Here is a 16,901-nt window from a genome sequence, read left to right on the forward strand (position 1 = left end):
CAGGAGGTTGAACGGGGTTATTACTCGGCACTAACCGGGGCGGTACTAACCTCGGCACCTGCCTTTTTGCGGCGACTCAGAACGATCAGGAACGATAGTCCGCCAAACACGATGACCACGGCCCACTGCGATAGCAGCATCAGCGTTGCCAGTGTTTGCCCGTCCTGCTGGGTAAGCCCGTAAATGACCAGCGCCGAGCCAACCATGATGTTAAACGCCCCTAAACCGCCCTGCGTTGGAGCTGCCATGCCAATAGTACCCATCATCAAAATGGTCAGAGCCGCCACCGGGCCGAGGTTGGCCGTTTGAGGCATCGCAAAAAACAGGACGTACATAGTCAGGTAATACAACACCCAGATCAGCAGCGTGTGGAAGATGAAGAGGCCCGGCTGGCGAAGTTTACGTACGCTGAGAAGCCCGTCGACAAGGCCTAGAACGAACGTTTCTACTTTGACAAACAACGCATTACGCCGCAGGACTTCTTTGTATTTGTTATACATGAACCAAGCCACTACAGCCCCGCCAATACCAACGGCGAGGAATAAGTAAAGGCCTGTACGACTGCCGTTTCCACCCTTGCCCGCAAACAAGCTAAAAACCAGGTCGCTGAGGCGGGTGAACTCCAACACCAGTGTGAGACCGATGATAACCAACAGCATCAGCACGTCGAAAATGCGTTCCGCTACAACTGTACCGAAGCTGACGTTGACTGGAATACCTTCGAGCCGGTTCATGGTACCGCAGCGCGTTACTTCACCCATTCTGGGAATAAGCAAGTTGGCAAAATAGCCTGTCATTACCGCCAGCGTCGAGTCGAACTGCGACGGGCGATGACCCGTTACGGGCTCGAGCAGTAAACTCCAGCGTACACCCCGGCTCCAGTGTGATAGCATCGCTATAACAGCATATACGCCGACCCAGGCCAGGTTTGCCTGCCCCAGAGCAGCGAACATGGCGTTCAGGTCGATGTCTTTGAAGACGAACCAAAGAAGCCCCCCGGCCACAGCGAGGGAAATGGCATACGTAAGAATGTTTTTCATGGAAAAGAGTTTACTGTTTACAGTTTGCCGTTTTCAGTTGCTCCGCTGATTACCAATAATGGTTGTAGAGCAGCGCAACTGAAAACGGCAAACTGTAAACTAAAGATTATCCCCTTGCTGCGTGCCCTCCGGTTACCAACCGGTTGTTTTCGTCGGGGAATACCACCAATGGTTTGTGCGTTTTGGCTTCTTCGTCGGTAAGCATGCAATAAGAGATGATGATGATAACATCGCCGGGTTGAGCGCGACGGGCGGCTGCTCCATTGAGACAAATAATGCCCGTTCCGCGCTCACCGGTAATAACATAGGTGATGAGTCGTTCGCCGTTGTTGTTGTTTACGATGTGCACCTGCTCGTTTTCCAGCAGACCCGCTGCGTCCATCAGGTCTTCGTCGATGGTGATGCTGCCCACGTAGTTCAACTCAGCCTGAGTGACCTTCACGCGGTGCAACTTTGATTTCATTAAAGTCAGAAACATGGTCTGTTTTTGAGAAGCGTCTTCATAACGAAGGCGTCCGCAAAGGTAGCGGACGCCTTCTGGTCAGCAAAACAAGCGCCTGTAGGGTAACGTTCGGCTATTGGTCGACTACGCACGAACGGTACGCGCTGCAAACAAGGCTCGGCATTCTTCCAGGCTCGACTGCCCGGAGGCAACAGTCAGTATGAAATTAGTTAACAATGGATCGTCAACTGCGGAAGAGAGATCAAATCCATTCAGGTTAAGAGACACTAAAGCAGCGCCCAATCCGGTCCGTTTATTGCCGTCTGAGAAAATATGGTTGCAGATGATGTTGTAACAGTATAGAGCTGCTTTATCAGAAATGGTCGGGTACATTGGCTCCCCGAACAATTCAGACTGAACGGCATCGAGCAGGTAGTCCAGGTTTTCTTCGTGCAGGAAATTGAACGGCGGCGTAAAATTGCCCCGTGCTGGTCTATGGTCGCTTTATCAAGCCTGATTACCTGTTGTTTAATTAGATAACGCATTAAGCTAACGCCTTAAACGTTGCGTCAAAGCGTTGAAAATTCTGTTGTACTAACTGATCAAACTCAGCATCATTATCCGCTGAGATAGTTGTTTCAGACAGAATCTCTTTCAGCATGTTTCGAAATAACTCAGGCTCTTCCTGAATTAACTCCCGGAGGGCTTCCTTAACAAGCCCTTTATCTACCATCTGTGTCATTGCATTTGCTGGTTAACATACTCAATCTACCAAACACCGCCTGATTGGCAAAAGTTGATCGTCACGCACTAAGCGACCCCGGTGCGATTAAAACGGAACCACTACTTTCAGGCTCATATTTCGGCCCAAATTAAACACACCCACGCGGCCGGTCGCGTTGTTTGGGTCGAGGTATTTCAGGCGGCTTTGATGGGCCTGGTAAATGACATCGAATAGGTTCGTTGTCGAGAAATAGACGGAGAATAACGTCTGTTTCCGGTTACCCGTTACGTCGCCACCCGCGCCGATGTGCACCAGTGTGTAGCCCGGCGTGGCTGTTTCGGTATTCGACGCCGCCAGGAAACGATCCTGTCGCTGCGTGATTTCGATATCCATCGTAGCATATAGATTACGAAAGCGGTTACTAATCCGGTCGCGGGTGAGGCGCAGTTGCGTGACCCAACGTGGTGCTGGCATGAACGGCAAATACTGGGCATCGTCGGTGGTAGCCGAGAGGTTGCGTCCGAAGACCGATGAGTACGTTTGTGTCAGACTAAACCACCGCGCCGCCGCCGGATTGTACGTTACCATGCCCTCGAGTCCCTGCAACCGAGCGTTGCCCTGTGCGTATCGGAACACGGGAATATTGCCCTGGAATAGCGAATCGGTGCCCGCACGGTTTAGTACCCGTTCCGAATAAATGTAATTCTGGATGCTGTTCTGAAACAGGCTCAGATCAACGTACCAGTTCTGGCTTTCGTAGGTCATGCCCAAATCGCCTTGATACGCCACCTCCGGCACCGCATCGAGCTTGCCAATCTCGTACCGGAACGTACCTGCGTGCACCCCGTTCGACGATAATTCGGGTACGGTTGGTGCCCGAAAACCGCGCGATGCATTGACCCGAACGTTTAGTTTATCCGTGACTGAATAAACACCACCCAAACTGGCCGACACGTTGCGGTATGTTTTATCTGCACCGGCAAAACGCTGGCTGTTTGGCCCCTGCGAACGTACCTGGAAAGCGCCTTCCGAGTCGAGGTACAACGCGCCGATGGTGAGCATCCGAACATCGAACCGGGCACCGCCGCTGATTTTTAGCTTGCCAATGTTCTTCTTCAAAAACACGAACTCGCCGTTATCGAAGAGGTTGTAATTGGGATACAGGGCCTGATAGCCCTGATTGTCGAGCGACTGCTGCATGCCGTTGCTGCCAACGGTTATCTCCAGATTGTTCTTCGTCGGAAAGTTGTAGCGAACGTCATAGTAGTTGGTATACAGAAACAGCCCTAGTTGTGCCTGATTAGGCCGGAGCACGTCGGCAAACTCGTCGCGACGGTTGCGGGCGTAGCTGAGGTTAGCCGTTAGCGAGCCGCCGTTAGCGAATTGGAACAGGTTATTCAACGAGATTTTGGCGTTGACCAGCCGCTGCGAATTGAACGGCAAAAATTCCCGGCTCGTCAGCTCATCGTCGGTAACGGGACGGTCGGCAACTTCCCTATTGGGCAAAATCGTCGCGGTGGTGAAGCGGCCCGTTCGGGAGTCGCGGGTGCCGTTGATAATGTTGAATTTCTGCTCGGTTCGAAGAAAATACAGCCGCGAATAACCCCAGCGTTTGTTCAACCCAACGTACCCACTGAGGTCGAGAATGTCGGCGTAGTTGGAGCCGTATACCTTGCCATCAGCCCTGTTCTGATAATTCCCTGCCGATTTTGTCGAGGCTGTTCCGAGCCACACAAAGCCGTTCTGGTTGCCAGCTGCCTGAACCGACGCACCCAGTAGCCCGTGATTGCTCTGGTAGCTGGTCAGCACCCGCCCCCGAATTTTGCCTTCCTCGACCGGCCGCGGCGACAGGGCCGTAACAACGCCTCCCAACCCATCAGAACCGTACATCAAACTACCCGCACCCCGAATCACTTCGTAGCGGTCAATCGAATATTCGTCGAGCTGAATGCTGTGCTCTTCGCCCCACTGGTTGTCTTCCTGCCGAATGCCGTCGTGCATGGTAATGACCCGGTTGAAGCCCAGCCCACGAATGATAGGCTTGCTCAAACCCGCACCCGTCGTCACCTGCGACATACCCGGCAGTTTCGACACGGCATCGATCAGGTTCGTGGAGCTTTGCTGCATCAGCCGCAGTTGCGACATAGCCGCAATGGGCACCGGACTTTCGCGAATGATCGTCTTGGTCGACGCCCCCGACACGATCACTTCTTCAAGCATCTGCGAGGCGTTTTCCATGACGAAATTTTGCGTCGTGGCCGCGTTCACCGTCACACTTCTGATCAGCGTTTTGTGCGAAATGTAGCTGACCTGCACCGTGAACGTACCGGTGGGCAGGTTAGTGAGGCGGTACGCTCCGTCGAGATCGGTGGTGGCCCCTAGGCGCAGGTCGGGGAGGTAAATGGCTGCACCAATGACAGCCTCGCCCGATTCGCCGTGCGTAACGCGACCGGCCAGACTATGTTGGGCAATACAAACAGAAACAGGCAGCCCGAGACAGGCCACCATGAGGAGTAAAATCTTCATAGAGAAACTACGTTGGTTGAAAAATCAGTAAGCGGAAGCTTACGCCAACGGTGGTCCTCGATGCGAAAAACAGGTGAAGTCAACCCAACGTACCTGCACATGACGGGCAAACGTAGGGGTAGGGAGCAGTGGCTGCTCGGGTGCCTGAAACGTAAAAAACGTGGGTTCCGTGAACGGATAAGCCACGTCGGTCATGGCATCGAGCCAGATCAGTTCCTGCTTGCTGTGGTTGTTCGGCTGAACGGGGTCAGAGCCGGGGCCGCCGAGTGCTTTGGGAAGAAACGGGTGCGCGTGAACGACAATCGTACCGTCGGGCAGCCGGTGGGCATGCCGGAACACCACGGCGTTGGTCAGCATAAAGAGCTGAACCAGCAGCAGCAGCCGGGCTACGGTAACACGATATGTACTGGTTTTGCGCATTGGTCAGCAAACATAACATACGGCTCTTTTCCCAAAGCCGATGTGATGCGTTATCCCACAAATTAATGCTATAAATTGGCGTTACTCAATTGATTGATCGATCAGTTAGGAATCGCCGTAAGGTAAACCGGACGATTCATTGCTTTGACAACAACTAGCCGATATTAGCGGTTTAGATGCTACCGCCAACGGTACACACTCCCTTATTCATGCAACTTCTTCTCGACAACCTAAACCAGCAAACCGCACGTACCCAACTCGGCGGTGGCCAGAAAAAATTAGATGATCAGCACAAAAAAGGCAAGCTGACCGCACGCGAGCGGGTAACGTACCTGATTGACCCTGAAACGCAGTTCCTCGAAATCGGTCTATTTGCGGGCGATGGCATGTACGCCGAACATGGTGGGTGCCCGTCGGGCGGTGTGGTTACGGGGCTTGGGTACATATCCGGGCGGCTTTGCGTGATTGTGGCCAATGATGCCACGGTGAAAGCCGGGGCCTGGTTTCCGATCACCGCCAAAAAAAACCTTCGGGCGCAGGAAATAGCCATGGAGAACCGCCTGCCCATTATTTATCTGGTCGATAGCGCGGGTGTGTACCTGCCGTTGCAGGATGAAGTCTTCGCCGATAAAGACCATTTCGGGCGCATGTTTCGGAATAACGCGCACCTCTCGGCCATGGGCGTGTTGCAGGTGGCGGCCGTTATGGGTAGTTGCGTGGCTGGTGGTGCGTACCTGCCCATTATGTCAGACGAAGCGCTGATTGTAGAAGGAACCGGCTCCATTTTTCTGGCTGGGCCCTACCTCGTTAAATCATCGATTGGTGAAGAGGTGAGTGCCGAAACGCTGGGCGGCGCGGCGATGCATACCGAGATTTCGGGCGTGATCGACAATAAATTCCCCGACGATCAACGCTGCCTCGACGCGATAAAACGCATTCTTGACAAAACCGGCAGTCAGCCACTAGCCGGATTCAGTCGAGCCACGCCTGCGCTGCCTGCCCTCGACCCGGCCGAAATTTACACCCTGTTGCCACAAGACCGGGTGAAGCCATACGACATGCAAACCATCATCGACCGGCTCATCGACAACTCTGATTTCGACCCCTACAAACCCGACTACGGCCAGTCGCTGATCTGTGGCTATGCCCGCATCGACGGCTGGGCGGTGGGGATCGTGGCCAATCAGCGAAAGGTAGTGAAGGCCAAAGTGAGAGCAGCGCTTGGTGGAAGTGCACCTGGTGTCGCCGCTACAGAAATGCAGATGGGCGGGGTGATCTACGGCGATGCGGCCGACAAAGCAGCCCGGTTCATTATGAATTGCAACCAGAAGAAGATTCCGCTGGTATTCATTCAGGACGTGACGGGCTTCATGGTGGGTAGCCGGGCCGAACAGGGCGGCATCATTAAAGACGGGGCTAAACTCGTCAGCGCGATGGCCAATTCGGTGGTGCCCAAGTTTACGATCGTGGTGGGGAATAGCTACGGCGCCGGTAATTACGCCCTCTGCGGACGCGCCTACGACCCCCGCCTGATGATTGCCTGGCCTACAGCCCAGATGGCGGTAATGAGTGGAGCCTCGGCGGCAAAAACGCTGTTGCAGATTCAGGTGGCGTCGTTGAAGGCCAAAGGCGAAACCATTACGCCAGAAGACGAACAAGCGTTACTGCAAAAGATCACCGATCAGTACAACGCGCAACTCTCGCCTTACTACGCCGCCGCCCGCCTTTGGGTCGACGCCGTCATTGACCCTCTGGATACCCGCCGTTACATCTCGACCGGTATCGAGGCCGCCAACCATGCCCCCATCACGAAGGCATTCAACGTAGGGAATATTCAGACGTAGCGTGTGTAGAGCCGCAAGATCTTGCGGCTCTACTTGGCGCACGCCCCCGGTGTGTACGCCACACCAGCACAGGCGGCTTCGCATGCGTTGCCGTAGGTGCGCCCGTCGCAGCCGCAAACGGGATCATACTGCTGAGTGCATATACAGTTGGTGTTGGCCTTGGGTTGGCAATCGGGTGAAACTGATGGTTTAGAGCAACCAAGTATGTAGGCTATACTCAGACACGTTACGAGCGTTTTCATAGCATATGTTGAGGATGACGTACCTGAAAGACCCTCCTGCGATAAAAACGGTTGTAAAGGTGATCATTTCAGGTTTCAATTGTTTCGCTTAATCACCATTTGACCAGTGAGCAGAGCACTTGAAGCCTGAAACGATCACCCTTCTTTCCCTTGCACCCAATCCATACGCTCGGGGATGTCCTGCTCAATCGCCTTCCTGACTTTCTCGACAATTTCCTCTACGCTCTCGCCGGGGCCAATGATTAGAGGGGCTTTGAAGCGGATGGATAGTTGCGTATTCCGCTTCTTGAAGCGTAGCCCTTTTTTATCAAATGCCCGCCGGAATCCGTTGATCACTACCGGAATCACGATCGGGTCGTTGGCCATGATCAGGTGGGCGGTTCCCTTACGGATAGGGGCGAATGGCTTGGTGGTTCCCTGCGGAAAACTGACCACCCAGCCGTGTTTTAACGCAATCTGAATCTTATCAACCGCCGCCGAGTCAACACTGCGCTGCACTTCGCGACCATCAGCTCGCCACGACCGTTCGATGGTGAGGGCGCCGCCAAGGGCGAATATCTTGGCCAGAATTCCCTTCTGCATCGTCTCGCTGGCGGCCACGTAATACTGCCGGGCGCGGGGTGCCAGCAGGTACATGGGGGGGAGAATGGTGTCTTTGAACCCCCATTTCACGGCGCAGAATACGTGGAAAAAGGCGATCACATCGGCGAAGTACGTCTGGTGATTCGATAGGAACAGAACGTTATTGATCGGTAAATTCTCCAGATGTTCTGTGCCTTCAATCTTGATCCGGTTAACCGTTGTGTACCGAAAATACGTAAACCAGCCCACCGCCGCTATAATGATACGCCTGAACAGCAGCCAATTACCAAACGGGTCGCACTCGAATAGGCCGATGAAGTCGAGCCGGTCGAGGGGCTTGGGTAGGTAACTGAATCGGGTTGGCTTAACGTAACGCATAATAACAGCAGGGGCAATACGCTGAGCCGACAGGAGACGTCAACGTTTTCAAAGAAAAGTACAAGATAAAATCAACAGGACCCGCAAAGAGCAGAACAGGCGTTGCGAAAAATTTTCGCAAGTGCATTAATCCTTCGGCCCTGTCGCACTATCCAAGCTACAAATAACCACAAAACGCGCTTCTACTTCCCGCGTTACCTTTTCAGAAACCCGTTAGGGAACACTTAGTTTAACTGCCTTATTGATCATGAAAACTCAGCTCGTAAACGCACTTCTTGGTTCGGCCTTCACCATTGCATCTCTTTTCGTTAGCACTGCTTCGTTTGCCCAGGTTCAGGTTGGCTTTCGGGGTGGCGTGAACTGGGGTACTGTTTCAGAACCATCGCTGCTGAAAAACCTCCCTGTTCAGCCTGAGTTGTCACCTGGCCCCGCTGCCGCTATTTTCCTCGATATTCCCGTAAGCGATCGGGTATCGTTCCGGCCCGAGGTTGGGTACGTTCAGAAAGGCTTCGTTCTCCGCGAAGGCACAAGCTTCGATCTGGGTATCATCGATATTCCCATCGGCGCGCGGGTAGCTTACCAAACGCAATCGATTCAAACAGGCCTGTTGGTCAAAGCTAATCTGACAGACGGCCCCGTTCAACCTTACATTTTTGGTGGCCCCGCCGTTGGTTACTCCTTCGACGGCCGCATTCGTACTCGGGCAACAGCGCTCTTTACCACGCAGAATATGGATGTTGACCTTGATTTCGGCAACACGCTTAATCCCTGGGATATCAGCGCCGTTGGTGGCCTGGGTCTCTCGGCCGAAATGGGAACTGGCAAGTTTTTTGTTGAAGCTCGCTATGACTATGGGCTGACCCGTCAGTTGCAGGTGCCTTTGGTTAACCTTCCCGTACGCAACCGCAGCGTTGGTGTTTCGCTCGGCTACGCATTTACGCTTTAATTTTTGTTGATTACGAATCAATCAATAGACGTACCTGCCGTTGGTGGGTACGTCTTTTTTGTAACGGGTTGCTGCATACTGTGTAAAATGACATTCATCATGTAGACAAATGAGAAAAAGTCGTTGAGTGGCACTCAATTCTGTTTATTTTTGTCAGTCCGTAACAGAACAAAACAGCATGGTCGGCTTTACCGGCTCTGAATTCATCAAATCGAACAATGGCAACACTCATTAACGACTTTACGTACTCAACCAAGTCAGAGCCGCACCGCATGCGCACGCGGCAGATTATGAAAGCCCACCCAGAAGTGAAAAAGCTGATTGGGCAAAAAAATCCGACTACATTTTGGGTTGCTCTTGGCTGTGTAGCCATGCTCATCACGATGGCGTGGTTCCTGCGTGATCAGCCCTGGTGGATGGTTGTTGCGGCGGCCTGGTTCATTGGTGCATTTCCGGCCCACACGCTGTTCATCTGCATTCATGAAGCAGCCCACAACCTGATTTTTCGTAAGCCCGCCGCCAACGTCTGGACGGGTATCATGGCAAACCTGCCCACGGTATTTCCAACGGCTATTTCATTTAAGAATTTTCATATCAAACACCACGCTTTCCAGGGGGTGCACGAACTCGATGCCGATCTACCCGATTGGTACGAAGCAAAACTGATCAACAACTACGCGATTGGTAAGGCGCTGTGGCTGCTGCTGTTCCCGATCTTCCAGGGAATTCGCACGCTTCGCTGCATCGAACTGGCCGTGATTGATAAGTGGGTAGTAGCCAACGTAGTGGTTCAACTCGTGTTCGACGTACTGATCGTCGTGTTCTTCGGCTGGAAAGCCCTGGCTTTCATGGTTATGTGTCTGTTCTTTTCGGTAGGTCTGCACCCACTGGGCGCCCGCTGGATTCAGGAGCACTACCTGACCCTCGACCCTGAGCAGGAAACCTACAGCTACTACGGCCAACTGAATGGCGTAAACCTGAACGTGGGTTACCACAACGAACACCACGATTTCCCGTCAGTACCCTGGAACAAACTGCCACAACTGAAGCAATCGGCTCCTGAGTTCTACGATACATTGAAATACCACACGTCGTACGTAAAACTGCTGTTCATGTTCCTCTTCAGCCAGGAAGTGTCACTGTATTCACGCATCGTCCGCAAAGAACGCGGCCGCGTTACCCTTGACGATCAGTCGAAACCCGACGTTGAGCTGATTCAGGCACAAGCCAAGCCAGAACCCGCTACGGTATAACGTACCTGACTTTTGGATAAATGCCCGCTTCTGATGCAGAGGCGGGCATTTTTTGTGGGCTCGATTTTATCGCCAACCCGATGATACGTCGGACCGCCCTGAAGGAGGTTAATGCGCTACGAGATCGATGTCGCGGAACAGACTCCCCCCCTCAGGGCGGTCCGACGTATCGGGTTGGGTATGCATACCGGTGAGAATTGGGTCCAACCTTGTTTTTGTCCAAAAAATACAAATCCACGATTTCGGCGCGAAAAGGCATAAAAACCTTTTGCACAAATGGTTTAGGCCTGTGATTGCACTACTTACCTATCGAATGAACTTTGCGATTACGCGGTTTTATTCCTACTTTTGCGGGCTGAAATAGGTTCTTACTTTTCATATTTATCATATACCAATGATTACGGAAACGGCAGTCAATACGGGTAAGATCACACAGGTGATTGGCCCGGTTGTAGACGTGAGTTTCGAGGCAGAAGGCTCTCGGATTCCGGCTATTCTCGATGCCCTTAAGGTAACGCGGCCCGATGGCCAGGTCGTTATCATGGAGTGCCAGCAGCACCTTGGCGAAGATCGTGTTCGCGCCATTGCGATGGATTCGACCGAAGGTTTGCAGCGCGGCATGGACGTGGTTGACCTGGGTAGCCCCATCACAATGCCCATCGGCGAAGCCATCAAAGGCCGTCTGTTCAACGTAGTAGGCGAGCCTATCGATGGTTTGGGCGCACTGCCCGACGCTCGTCGGTCGTCGATTCACCGGGCTGCTCCCCGGTTTGAAGACCTGGCTACGTCGACCGAAGTACTGTATACGGGTATCAAGGTAATTGACCTGCTGGCTCCTTACGTAAAAGGTGGTAAAATCGGTCTCTTCGGTGGTGCCGGTGTCGGTAAAACCGTATTGATTCAGGAACTGATCAACAACATCGCCAAAGCCTACGAAGGTCTGTCGGTGTTTGCTGGTGTAGGCGAACGTACCCGCGAAGGAAATGACCTGATGCGTGAAATGATCGAAGCCGGTATCATCAAATACGGCGACGCGTTCAAACACAGCATGGAAGAAGGCGGTTGGGATCTGACCAAAGTTGACTACGAAGAGCTGAAGCAATCGCAGGCTACGTTCGTATTCGGTCAGATGAACGAACCACCCGGAGCCCGTGCCCGCGTGGCCCTATCTGGTTTGACAATCGCCGAATATTACCGTGATGGTGAGGGCGAAGGTGAAGGCCGCGACATCCTGTTCTTTATCGACAACATCTTCCGCTTTACCCAAGCCGGTTCAGAAGTATCCGCTCTGCTGGGTCGGATGCCATCGGCCGTAGGTTACCAGCCTACGCTGGCGACCGAAATGGGTGCCATGCAGGAACGTATCACGTCGACCAAGCGTGGTTCGATCACATCTGTACAGGCCGTATACGTACCTGCCGATGACTTGACCGATCCCGCCCCTGCAACAACCTTTGCTCACCTTGACGCCACGACGGTATTGAGTCGGAAAGTAGCTGAGCTTGGTATCTATCCCGCCGTTGACCCGCTCGACTCTACGTCGCGGATTCTGTCGGCCGAGGTACTGGGCGAAAAGCACTACGGTACGGCTCAGCGTGTAAAAGAGATTCTGCAGCGCTACAAAGAATTGCAGGATATCATCGCCATTCTTGGTCTGGAAGAATTATCGGAAGAAGATAAGCTGGTTGTAAGCCGGGCCCGTCGGGTACAGCGCTTCCTGTCGCAGCCGTTCTTCGTGGCCGAGCAGTTCACCGGTCTGAAAGGGGTATTGGTGCCGATCGAAGAAACTATCAAAGGCTTCAACGAAATCATCGACGGTAAATATGACCACCTGCCCGAATCAGCCTTTAACCTGGTTGGTAACATCGAAGCCGCCGTTGAAAAAGGCGAGCGTCTGATCAAAGAAGCAGGACAGTAAACTGATTTCGGATTGGGGATTTTAGATTTCGGATTGACTGCGCTGCCTGGGTAGTATAGTCAATTAGCGGAGCGAAATCCGAAATCCGAAATCCCCAATCCAACATCACAATGCAACTCGATATCATAACCCCAGACCGGAAGGTATTTTCAGGCGAGGCTTCGTCGGTGACGTTTCCGGGATCGGAAGGTCAGTTTCAGGTGCTGAACGATCACGCGCCGTTAGTGAGCACACTGGCTCGTGGGCCGGTTACCATTGCCACATCGGGCGGGGTGAAAACCTTTACCGTTGATGGCGGCGTGGTAGAAGTATTGCGCAACCGCGTTCTGGTGCTTGCTGAAGCCGTTCTGGCCGCGTAAGACCAACGTACCTATATAATAAAAAAGCAGACTCAGCAACGGGTCTGCTTTTTTTGTGCCTATGCTCGCCGCCATCACTCTTAGGAGTCTCTTACTATAGCGAGTGACGTTTACGGACAGCGCTTTTGTCATCCCGACGGAAGGAGGGATGACAAAAGCGCTGCTTAAGTTTGCAATACTCAAACACTTAAATTGGTAAAGCATCCGTTCGCGAAGCTGACCTACACGAAATCTTACCGAAACGGCCACCACTTCCGCGCCCGCGAGATGAGCAGGTAGGCAACCGTACCCAGCGCCGTAACAGTCATGCCGGAGAGCATGTACTTGGGACCGGTTGAATAGAAAATATAACCCCATACAGCGATAACCAGGATTACCGGCAGTGGGTACAGCGGCATTCGGAATGGAAAATTGACGGCAGGCTTACCCTCAGCCGTTCGTCGGCTGTGCAGCAGAATCAGGCCCACCGCCTGACCGATGAACTGAATGACTACCCGCATCGCCAGAATCGCTGTGATCACGTTAGCCAGCTTGAACAGCAAGCTGAAGATGAATGCCAGTCCGCCCAGGAAGAGGAGCGAGATGTAGGGAAATTCGCGGGTAGGGTGAAGTTTGGCAAACATGCTGAAAAACTGCCCGTCGGCCGCTGCCGCGTAAGGAACGCGGGAATAGCCGAGCAGTACCGCGAACAGAGACGAGAACGCCACAACTAGCACCAGTAAGGTAGCAAATCGGGCCGCTCCGCTACCGTATAGCGCCTCGACCATGGTACTGACGATAAACGGGCTGTTGGCCGCTTTTTCGAAGGGCAATACGCTGGCAACGCTCAGATTCAGCGCGCCGTACAAAACGGCAATACCAATTACTGACAAAAACATACTCAGCGGAATATTTCGCTCAGGCCGCTTGATTTCACCGCCGAGGTGACAAATGTTGTAATAGCCTAAGTAACAGTAGATTGTCTTTACTGATGCTACGCCGACCGAAGCAGCCAGCACAGTGGGCGAAACGGTTTCGGCCGATGTCCAGGCATCGCTGAGTAACGTGCCTACCGACCGGGTACCGTAGTATAGACCACCCACGATGAGCCAGCCCATCGTGCCGAGTACGCATAGCCATAGCAACACGCTGATGCGGCCAATACCATCGATGCGGCGATAAAGTAGCGCAATAACCAGCAGTACCACCGTCCCGGAAACGATCCGGCGCGTGACCTCGTCGAGGGGATAGAGATACGAAGCGTATTGAGCAAAACCGATGGCTCCCGAGGCGACAACGAGTGGTGCCTGAATCAACGTTTGCCAGACGTAGAGAAAGGAAAATAGCTTGCCCCAGCGTTGTTCACCGTACGAGATTTTTAGAAACTGATAGCTACCACCCGCCTGCGGAAAAGCCGCGCCAAGCTCCGACCAGACCAGCGCATCGATAATCGAAATCAGGGCGCCCAATGCCCAGGCCAGCAGAAAATGCGGTCCACCAATGGATTTCATTACCAGTGGCAGCACCACAAACGGCCCAATCCCGACCATGTCGATCATGTTCAGGGCCGTCCCCTGCACCAAACTGAGCCGCCGGGGTAACCCAGCGGGGGGCGTCGATTCAGGTACGTTAGAAGGTGTAGACGTGTTCAAATCAAGCAGTTCCTCACTGAAGGTTGTATACGTCTGTGAATCCGCACCGGGTACGTAAAGTTCCAACGGTGGTTGTTCCGGCTGGTTTGACTAAACCCGTTAACTGGGCGTTCGGTACGTGCCTGACGCGTAGAAAGACTAATAAATAGGGTTGTGGCTGCTCACTCGCTTGGCAACCCCGTCAGGGGTGGTATGTCAATAGATATAGGAAGCTCTGGCAGGGGCGACATGTAACACACGGGATAAAGCAACATATCGCCCCAGCCGGGGCTAGATTGCTTTTGGGCGTTCTATTCACTACTGACATGGCACCCCTGCCGGGTTTCGACTTGAATGAACGGCTATGCCTTCCATTTATACTGGTTAGTGCGCTAGCCTTCCACGTTACCGCCCTGTCTCCGTCACTTCCAGTACAACGCTGGTGCGGCGGTCGTTAACGGCGGGGTTTAGGCCAACCGTCATCAGAAAATCGCCGGAGTAGCTGATGGTGCTGTCGATGGGTGATTTAGCACCAGGCATCAGGTTTATTTCCTGAACGGTATAGCGCTTTTCAGGTTGCAAACCACGTAGCCGGATGGGTGGAAGGTCGCTGCCCGCTTTGAACCGACTGTTGACCAGGTAAGAAAACAGAACCGCTTTGTCCTGCTTTTCGCTCACGTAGAACATCGAAGCCACGTCGTGGGTGTAGGGCGACTGAAGCCGATACAGGTCGCCGTGGTAAATAGCGGGTTTCAGTCGCTCGTAGTTCTTCAGTGCCTGCTGGCTGAATGTCAGTTCGTCGGGCTTCATGTGGCTTACCACCAGGTCATAGCCCAGCTTGCCCATCATGGCCACGTCGGTGCGAAACTTGATGGGTACGTTGCTCCAGTTCGTGACATGGTTGCAGGTGGCAATGGCCGGGAAAAACATCGAATAATTGTACTGGATAAAAATCCGCTCGCTGGGGCTGGTGTTGTCGCTGGGCCAGAATTCGGTGAAATACTTCAGCGCGCCATAATCGACCCGCGCACCGCCGCCTGAGCAAAGCATCATCGGGACAGTCGGGTACTTGGCCCGCAGCCGATCTAATACTTTATACAGTCCCCGCACATAATCGACGTACAGATGACTGGTTGGATTCACTGATGAGTAAGCATTATAGATTACCGCGTTACAGTCCCATTTGATGTATCCCAATGACGGATTCTTGGTAAACAGCCCATCAACCACACCGTAGACGAACTCCTGAACGGCCGGATTCGACAGATCAAGCACTTGCTGGTTACGGAAAACGGCATTTTCGCGGTTGGGTAGTTTGATCACCCAATCGGGGTGTTTCGTGTAGAGATCACTTTTGGGGTTGACCATTTCCGGCTCAATCCAGATGCCGAATTTGACGCCCGCTGCTTCGGCTTCTTTCACGAGGTAGCCGAGGCCGTGGGGCAGCTTCGCCTTGTTTTCCTGCCAGTCGCCAAGGCCTGCCCGGTCGTTGTTGCGCGGAAACGTGTTACCAAACCAGCCGTCATCGAGCAGAAACAGATCCACGCCGAGTTTCTTGCCGTCTTTAAACAGATCGACCAGTTTAGGCTCGTCGAAATCGAATTGAGTGGCCTCCCAGTTGTTGAGCAGCGTGAGCCGGTCGCCGTTCCCTTGCGGAATACGGTGATTGCGGGCCCAGCGATGTAGGCTCCGGCTGGCTCCGCCCGTCCCCTGCGTCGAAAAGGTGTAGATCAGCGCGGGCGTCGTAAAGTCGCGACCGGGTTCAAGCGTGTATTCTGAGGCGTAGGGGTTGATGCCCGCCAGCACCCGGACATTGTGGTACGGATCAAGCTCAAACGCGAACTGGAAATTGCCCGACCACGCCAACGTACCGGCCAGCACCTCGCCCTGTTCTTCCTGCGCAGGCTGGTTCAGCGAAAGCATGAACATGGGCGACTGTAACATCTGCGCACGCGTACCCAGCTTACTGTCAAGTACTTTCATGCCCGCCGTGAGCTGTGTCTCTTCGGGACGTACCTCGCTGGCCCAGTTGCCGTGGTAATGCGTCAGGAAATAGGTACCTGCCGATAGGTATAGGTTAGCCGAGGCATATTTCTGCAACCGAACTGCTTTCTTCTCCGTGTGCCGGATCGTTGACCAGCTTTCGAGAACGTCTTCATTTTGGTATGCCCTGAAATTCAGGGTCACCTCAAACGGGTACTGCGGATCTTTCAGCAGTACCGTTGTCAATGTTTGGCCCTGTCCGGCTGGTTTTGTCTCGTGCCGAACATACACCAGATCGAGTGAGGAGTTGCCATCAGCGTGGGTCGCCTGAATGGCCGGTTCAAGTAAACTGCGTGACCCGGCGGGGGTGTAAGCGGCGTTATAAAAATCAGAATAGCCCTCGCTCAGGTACGTTATACCAGGCAACCGGCTGTATTCGCTTGCTCGTTGCAAACGCTTTCCGTGATGGACAATGACCAGATGCCCTTCGTTGTTGACCCGCAGCACAAGGGCTGTTCGGGCGGTTTCAATAGGGATCTCGATGATGGCAGCAATAGCCGTTTGGGCAATTACCGATAAGGAGAAAAGCAAACTGAGGGTAACTAAAAAGCGCATGAGGAGCAGAGAAAGATCG

15 protein-coding genes are annotated in these 16,901 nt (G+C 53.4%); 5 read left to right on the forward strand and 10 right to left on the reverse strand.

Annotated features, from left to right (window positions below; genetic code table 11):
• Window positions 1-20: 20 nt before the first annotated feature.
• From J2I46_RS11955 to J2I46_RS11980, 6 genes are all read right to left on the reverse strand, one after another.
• Window positions 21-1,040: a lysylphosphatidylglycerol synthase transmembrane domain-containing protein gene (locus J2I46_RS11955; protein WP_207329271.1), complete on the reverse strand. Its 1,020-nt coding sequence runs from the start codon at window positions 1,038-1,040 to the stop codon at window positions 21-23.
• Window positions 1,041-1,146: 106 nt separating this feature from the next.
• Window positions 1,147-1,518, reverse strand: a complete 372-nt coding sequence (gene panD, locus J2I46_RS11960) for an aspartate 1-decarboxylase (RefSeq protein ID WP_207329272.1) — start codon at window positions 1,516-1,518, stop codon at window positions 1,147-1,149.
• Between the two features lie 108 nt (window positions 1,519-1,626).
• Entirely contained in the window at window positions 1,627-1,938 is a 312-nt protein-coding gene (locus J2I46_RS11965; protein ID WP_207329679.1) for a type II toxin-antitoxin system death-on-curing family toxin, read from the reverse strand.
• 88 nt (window positions 1,939-2,026) lie between these two features.
• Entirely contained in the window at window positions 2,027-2,224 is a 198-nt protein-coding gene (locus tag J2I46_RS11970) for a hypothetical protein (RefSeq protein WP_207329273.1), read from the reverse strand.
• Window positions 2,225-2,311: 87 nt separating this feature from the next.
• A complete protein-coding gene (locus tag J2I46_RS11975) occupies window positions 2,312-4,732 on the reverse strand; it encodes a TonB-dependent receptor (protein WP_229379728.1) in 2,421 nt (806 codons plus the stop codon).
• Window positions 4,733-4,771: 39 nt separating this feature from the next.
• Window positions 4,772-5,152 carry a DUF8478 family putative metalloprotein gene (locus J2I46_RS11980; protein WP_207329274.1) on the reverse strand — a complete coding sequence of 127 codons (381 nt, stop codon included), beginning with the start codon at window positions 5,150-5,152 and terminating at the stop codon, window positions 4,772-4,774.
• 209 nt (window positions 5,153-5,361) lie between these two features.
• Here J2I46_RS11980 and J2I46_RS11985 point away from each other — a divergent pair, with 209 nt between their 5' ends.
• The gene (locus J2I46_RS11985) at window positions 5,362-6,996 is read left to right on the forward strand and encodes an acyl-CoA carboxylase subunit beta (RefSeq protein WP_207329275.1); all 1,635 of its coding nucleotides are present in this window, start codon (window positions 5,362-5,364) and stop codon (window positions 6,994-6,996) included.
• A 29-nt stretch (window positions 6,997-7,025) separates the two neighbouring features.
• On the opposite strand, the gene J2I46_RS11990 is transcribed toward J2I46_RS11985, so the two are convergent.
• Both J2I46_RS11990 and J2I46_RS11995 read right to left on the reverse strand, forming a co-directional pair.
• Window positions 7,026-7,238: a Kazal-type serine protease inhibitor domain-containing protein gene (locus J2I46_RS11990; protein ID WP_207329276.1), complete on the reverse strand. Its 213-nt coding sequence runs from the start codon at window positions 7,236-7,238 to the stop codon at window positions 7,026-7,028.
• A 135-nt stretch (window positions 7,239-7,373) separates the two neighbouring features.
• Window positions 7,374-8,198 carry a lysophospholipid acyltransferase family protein gene (locus J2I46_RS11995; RefSeq protein WP_207329277.1) on the reverse strand — a complete coding sequence of 275 codons (825 nt, stop codon included), beginning with the start codon at window positions 8,196-8,198 and terminating at the stop codon, window positions 7,374-7,376.
• A 247-nt stretch (window positions 8,199-8,445) separates the two neighbouring features.
• Between J2I46_RS11995 and J2I46_RS12000 the strand changes: the two genes are divergently transcribed.
• From J2I46_RS12000 to atpC, 4 genes are all read left to right on the forward strand, one after another.
• Entirely contained in the window at window positions 8,446-9,144 is a 699-nt protein-coding gene (locus J2I46_RS12000) for a porin family protein (protein ID WP_207329278.1), read from the forward strand.
• Window positions 9,145-9,362: 218 nt separating this feature from the next.
• A complete protein-coding gene (locus tag J2I46_RS12005) occupies window positions 9,363-10,397 on the forward strand; it encodes a fatty acid desaturase (protein WP_207329279.1) in 1,035 nt (344 codons plus the stop codon).
• A gap of 394 nt (window positions 10,398-10,791) precedes the next feature.
• The gene (gene atpD / locus J2I46_RS12010) at window positions 10,792-12,315 is read left to right on the forward strand and encodes a F0F1 ATP synthase subunit beta (RefSeq protein ID WP_207329280.1); all 1,524 of its coding nucleotides are present in this window, start codon (window positions 10,792-10,794) and stop codon (window positions 12,313-12,315) included.
• A gap of 110 nt (window positions 12,316-12,425) precedes the next feature.
• The gene (atpC, locus tag J2I46_RS12015) at window positions 12,426-12,674 is read left to right on the forward strand and encodes an ATP synthase F1 subunit epsilon (RefSeq protein ID WP_085411989.1); all 249 of its coding nucleotides are present in this window, start codon (window positions 12,426-12,428) and stop codon (window positions 12,672-12,674) included.
• 233 nt (window positions 12,675-12,907) lie between these two features.
• On the opposite strand, the gene J2I46_RS12020 is transcribed toward atpC, so the two are convergent.
• Window positions 12,908-14,371: an APC family permease gene (locus J2I46_RS12020; RefSeq protein WP_229379729.1), complete on the reverse strand. Its 1,464-nt coding sequence runs from the start codon at window positions 14,369-14,371 to the stop codon at window positions 12,908-12,910.
• A 318-nt stretch (window positions 14,372-14,689) separates the two neighbouring features.
• Window positions 14,690-16,882: an alpha-galactosidase gene (locus J2I46_RS12025; protein WP_207329281.1), complete on the reverse strand. Its 2,193-nt coding sequence runs from the start codon at window positions 16,880-16,882 to the stop codon at window positions 14,690-14,692.
• Between the last annotated feature and the right edge of the window lie 19 nt (window positions 16,883-16,901).

Origin of the sequence: Fibrella forsythiae, assembly GCF_017353175.1 — a bacterium.
Taxonomy (GTDB): Bacteria; Bacteroidota; Bacteroidia; order Cytophagales; family Spirosomataceae; genus Fibrella; species Fibrella forsythiae.

Bases quoted from the DNA above. Each gene is read 5' to 3' on its own strand.
- J2I46_RS11955 (WP_207329271.1), bottom strand. From the start codon at position 1,040: ATGAAAAACATTCTTACGTATGCCATTTCCCTCGCTGTGGCCGGGGGG.
- panD (WP_207329272.1), bottom strand. From the start codon at position 1,518: ATGTTTCTGACTTTAATGAAATCAAAGTTGCACCGCGTGAAGGTCACT.
- J2I46_RS11970 (WP_207329273.1), bottom strand. From the start codon at position 2,224: ATGACACAGATGGTAGATAAAGGGCTTGTTAAGGAAGCCCTCCGGGAG.
- J2I46_RS11975 (WP_229379728.1), bottom strand. From the start codon at position 4,732: ATGAAGATTTTACTCCTCATGGTGGCCTGTCTCGGGCTGCCTGTTTCT.
- J2I46_RS11980 (WP_207329274.1), bottom strand. From the start codon at position 5,152: ATGCGCAAAACCAGTACATATCGTGTTACCGTAGCCCGGCTGCTGCTG.
- J2I46_RS11985 (WP_207329275.1), top strand. From the start codon at position 5,362: ATGCAACTTCTTCTCGACAACCTAAACCAGCAAACCGCACGTACCCAA.
- J2I46_RS11990 (WP_207329276.1), bottom strand. From the start codon at position 7,238: ATGAAAACGCTCGTAACGTGTCTGAGTATAGCCTACATACTTGGTTGC.
- J2I46_RS11995 (WP_207329277.1), bottom strand. From the start codon at position 8,198: ATGCGTTACGTTAAGCCAACCCGATTCAGTTACCTACCCAAGCCCCTC.
- J2I46_RS12000 (WP_207329278.1), top strand. From the start codon at position 8,446: ATGAAAACTCAGCTCGTAAACGCACTTCTTGGTTCGGCCTTCACCATT.
- J2I46_RS12005 (WP_207329279.1), top strand. From the start codon at position 9,363: ATGGCAACACTCATTAACGACTTTACGTACTCAACCAAGTCAGAGCCG.
- atpD (WP_207329280.1), top strand. From the start codon at position 10,792: ATGATTACGGAAACGGCAGTCAATACGGGTAAGATCACACAGGTGATT.
- atpC (WP_085411989.1), top strand. From the start codon at position 12,426: ATGCAACTCGATATCATAACCCCAGACCGGAAGGTATTTTCAGGCGAG.
- J2I46_RS12025 (WP_207329281.1), bottom strand. From the start codon at position 16,882: ATGCGCTTTTTAGTTACCCTCAGTTTGCTTTTCTCCTTATCGGTAATT.